This is a genomic window from Pseudomonas sp. HMWF006 (assembly GCF_003061205.1).
Lineage (GTDB): Bacteria > Pseudomonadota > Gammaproteobacteria > Pseudomonadales > Pseudomonadaceae > Aquipseudomonas > Aquipseudomonas monsensis.
Genome location: NZ_QAIU01000101.1, coordinates 1 through 3,817 on the forward strand (window position 1 = coordinate 1; position 3,817 = coordinate 3,817).

At 61.9% G+C, this 3,817-nt stretch carries 4 protein-coding genes and 1 pseudogene; 3 read left to right on the plus strand and 2 right to left on the minus strand.

What is annotated here, in order from left to right:
* Positions 1-140 (plus strand): annotated as a pseudogene (locus tag DBR24_RS03945) (acetyl-CoA C-acetyltransferase); the annotation flags it as partial.
* Between the two features lie 248 nt (positions 141-388).
* Here DBR24_RS03945 and DBR24_RS03950 read toward each other — a convergent pair.
* Positions 389-1,708, minus strand: a complete 1,320-nt coding sequence (locus tag DBR24_RS03950; protein ID WP_128613957.1) for an Nramp family divalent metal transporter — start codon at positions 1,706-1,708, stop codon at positions 389-391.
* 79 nt (positions 1,709-1,787) lie between these two features.
* Positions 1,788-2,324: a chalcone isomerase family protein gene (locus DBR24_RS03955; RefSeq protein ID WP_128613958.1), complete on the minus strand. Its 537-nt coding sequence runs from the start codon at positions 2,322-2,324 to the stop codon at positions 1,788-1,790.
* 147 nt (positions 2,325-2,471) lie between these two features.
* Here DBR24_RS03955 and DBR24_RS03960 point away from each other — a divergent pair, with 147 nt between their 5' ends.
* Both DBR24_RS03960 and DBR24_RS03965 read left to right on the plus strand, forming a co-directional pair.
* On the plus strand, positions 2,472-3,254 hold the full coding sequence (locus tag DBR24_RS03960; RefSeq protein ID WP_128613960.1) for a hypothetical protein: 783 nt from the start codon (positions 2,472-2,474) through the stop codon (positions 3,252-3,254).
* Positions 3,255-3,363: 109 nt separating this feature from the next.
* The coding region (locus tag DBR24_RS03965) for a hypothetical protein (protein ID WP_128613961.1) at positions 3,364-3,817 on the plus strand (454 nt) is incomplete at its 3' end.

The following is a 3,817-nucleotide window of genomic DNA, read 5'->3' on the forward strand; positions in this document are numbered from 1 at the left end:
GTCACCCGATCGGTGCCTCGGGCTGCCGGGTGCTGGTAACCCTGCTGCACGAGATGATCAAGCGTGATGCGAAAAAGGGTCTGGCGACCTTGTGCATCGGCGGTGGTCAGGGCGTGGCGCTGGCGCTGGAACGCGCTTAAACATCGAGTTCAACGGCGGGCGGTGGATCCACGACATCCGCTGCTCGCTGGCAACAAAAACCCGGTGCGACTGGCGTTGCACCGGGTCTTTTTTTGCCTGGATTTATGTAGGTTTTGATGGCCCCATCGCTGGCAAGCCAGCTCCCACGGTGATTGAGGGTGGATTCAAATTCTTTGTTCACCCCCAAACCCTGTGGGAGCTGGCTTGCCAGCGATGGGGCCATTTCAGTCACCACAAAAACATCTGTTCACACCGCCATCTGCAGAATCAACCACGCGTTCGCCCCACTGATCACCGCAAACAAGCCCCACGCCAGTATCCGGGTCGGCAGGCGATTCACAAACGGCCCCATCAGCTGTCGGTCGTTGGTCATGCGAATCAGCGGATACAGCGCAAACGGCAGTTGCAGGCTCAATACCACCTGACTCAACACCAGCAACTTGCCCACCGCGTTGTCCCCCATCAGCCACACGCCGATGAACGCCGGAATCAGCGCCAGCCCGCGGGTGATCAAACGGCGCTGCCAGCACGGAATTCGCAGGTTCAGGTAGCCTTCCATGATCACCTGCCCGGCGATGGTGCCGGTGAAGGTCGAACTCTGCCCCGAAGCGAGCAGTGCGACACCGAACAGCACGCTGGCCAATGCCCCGCCCACCAGTGGATCGAGCAAGTGATAGGCGTCCTGAATATCCACCACATCGGTATGTCCGGACTGGTGAAATGCCGCTGCCGCGAGAATCAGGATCGCCGCGTTGACCAACAGCGCCAGCGCCAGCGAGCCGATGGTGTCGATGCGTGCCAGCTTCACCGCGTCCTGCTTGCTCGCCAGGTCTTGGCCGATCATGCGTGTCTGTACGATCGAGGTGTGCAGGTAGAGGTTATGCGGCATCACCGTCGCGCCGAGAATGCCGATGGCCAGGTACAACGGTGCCGCATCGCTGATCGCCGCCAGTGACGGTTTGAAGCCTTGAAAGACGTCCGGCCAGTAAGGTTTGATCAGCACCAGTTCGACGAAAAAACACACGCCGATGGTGGCCACCAGCACCAGCATGATCGCTTCCAGGCGGCGAAAGCCCCGGTTTTGCAGGGCCAGCACCAGCAGCGTGTCGAACGCGGTCAGGGCAATGCCGAAGGTCAGCGAACAGCCCAGCAGCAAGTGAAACGCCAGGGCGCAGCCGAGCACTTCGGCCAGGTCGGTGGCAATGATCGAGATCTCCGCCAGCACCCATTGCAAGCGCGCGGTCGGCGTGCTGTAGCGCTCACGAGAAAGTTGCGCCAGGTCGCGGCCGGTGGCGATGCCGAGCCGCGAACACAGGCATTGCACGACCATGCCCGCCAGGCTCGCCAGCAACACCACAAACAACAGGCCATAGCCAAAGCGCGAACCGGCCTCGATGGCGGTTGCCCAGTTGCCCGGGTCCATGTAGCCGATCGACACCAGCAAACCGGGACCGGCGAAACGCAGCACGCGTTTGAAGAACGCGGCATTGGGATCCACCGCCACACTGCCGGCCACTTCCGGCGGGCAAAACGGCGCGGTGGCGATTTTGGGCAAACTGAATTTCACGCACACATCCAGAAACAAGTCGGAAAGACGCAGCTTAGACGTTTCAGCCGAAGCCTTGAAGGGCTGCGATCTTTTGCTCTTAACGACTCACACCGAGTAACTGTTGACGCAACTCGGGGCTGCGGGTCCGCGGATCCAGCCAGATATCGAAAAACGCCCGGGCAAACTGCGGATCATCAATCTCATGCTGCAACTGTTGCCCGACAAAAAACCGTGCGCCCTGTCCCGGCAGGTACACCCCGGTAATTCGTGTACCGGCCTGCACATCGACGAACGACTGCTGCATCTGAATCTGCCAGCCGGCCAGTTGCGCGGGACTGACGCTGCTGCCTGCCAGACGTTTGATTTCATCGACGCTGGCCTTGACCAGGTCCTCGCGGGAGATGGTGCGGCGATAGATCAGCTCCAGCGCGAAGGGCTGGCCGTCCGCCAGCGGCCGCGCGGCGCTCCACAAACGCGCGTTGTACACGTCGAAGCCCCACACGCTGAAATCGCCGGTGCCGATGATCTGCGCGCCGGGCACTGCGTCCTGCCAGTTGGCCCAGGTGGGCGTCAGCAATAACGCCCACAGACCGATGCCACAACATCCACGCAGCACCTTGGGTGTTCTGTTCATTGCAATATCGACTCCGGCAAGCCCTGATAGACAGAGCATAGCCGGGGATCGTGCCTCGTACCCTGTATACACATTTTGCGCACATCTTCAGCAATCAATTGTCGACAATGCTAACGTAACGCCACTCACCCGGACGGAGACACCTGCGTGCTGATCCTCAAACTGCTGCTGATTCCCGGTTTTCTGCTGCTGATTTCTCTCGCAGGCAAACGCTGGGGACCGAGCGTGGCCGGGTGGCTGTCGGGGTTGCCGGTGGTGGTCGGGCCGATCCTGTTTTTCCTCGCTATCGAACAAGGCCCGGCATTTGCCGCGCAGTCAGCGGTGGCCGCGTTGTCGGCGATGTTTGCGATGATTGCGTTCTGCATCACCTACGCTCAGGTCGCGCAACGGGCGAACTGGCCTTCGGCGCTGATGACTTCATTGGCGGTGTGGACCGTGATCGCGTGGGGGTTATCGCTGATTCCGGCGTCGCTGCCGTTCTCCGTGGCCGCCGCGGCGGTCGCATTGCTGTCCTCGCCCTACCTGTTTCCCAAGGTGCAACCGGTACTCAATGGCCCGGCGCCGAAGTCGGACAAATTGATCTGGCGGATGATCGCCGGTGCGGCGCTGACCTTGCTGGTGACGATGCTCGCCAGCACGGTCGGCGAACGCTGGAGCGGCCTGCTCGCGGTGTTCCCGGTGCTCGGCAGCGTGATGGCGGTGTTTTCCCAGCAGACCCGCGGGCCGGCATTCACCGCCGCATTGTTGCGGGCGACGGCAACCGGCATGTATTCGTTTTCGGCGTTTTGCCTGGTGTCGGCGCTGACCTTGCCGAGCCTGGGCCTGAGTGGGTTTGCCGTGGGTGTCGCGGTGGCGGTAGCGATGCTCGGCGTGACCCGCAAGCTACTGGCTAAACCGGCCCTGTCCAGACAAGCGCACCCTCAAGCCTGAACCCGTCCCCTGTGGCGAGGGCGCGGGTGTTCAGACGGGCCGGGCTGGAGTGATAAGGCGCTGCGTGGGATGATCGCCCGCCTAGCGCGACCATCCACCGGAGATTCGAATGTCATTGCTCAGCAAGAAAGCCGTCGTCCTGTTGCTGGCGGCCGTCGCCGGCCTCGGCGCCATCAACGCTCAGGCAGCCAAGGCCAAGGAAAAAGCCGCCACCGAGAAAGTCTCGATGCTCGGCGGCAAGTTCACGTTCGTGTTGCCCAAGGGCTTCGTCGCCGATCCGCTGCCGGCCAGTCCGAGCGGGGCCGTCGGCACGATGTACACCAACGAAGCCACAAAAACCGTGGTCATCACCGCGGAAAACCGCATTCCCGAAGGCGTAAACGTCAAGGACAACGACGGTGAGTTCCTCGACGCCAGCGTGTCACGGTTCATTGAAGACCAAAGCAAGGCGCTGCCGGACTTCAACAAGCTCAGTGAAAAGAGCCTGACCCGCAAAGGCACCGGCCTTGGTGTGCGGCAGGTCGACAGCACCGCCACCCAGGGTGGCGGCCAGACGCTCAACA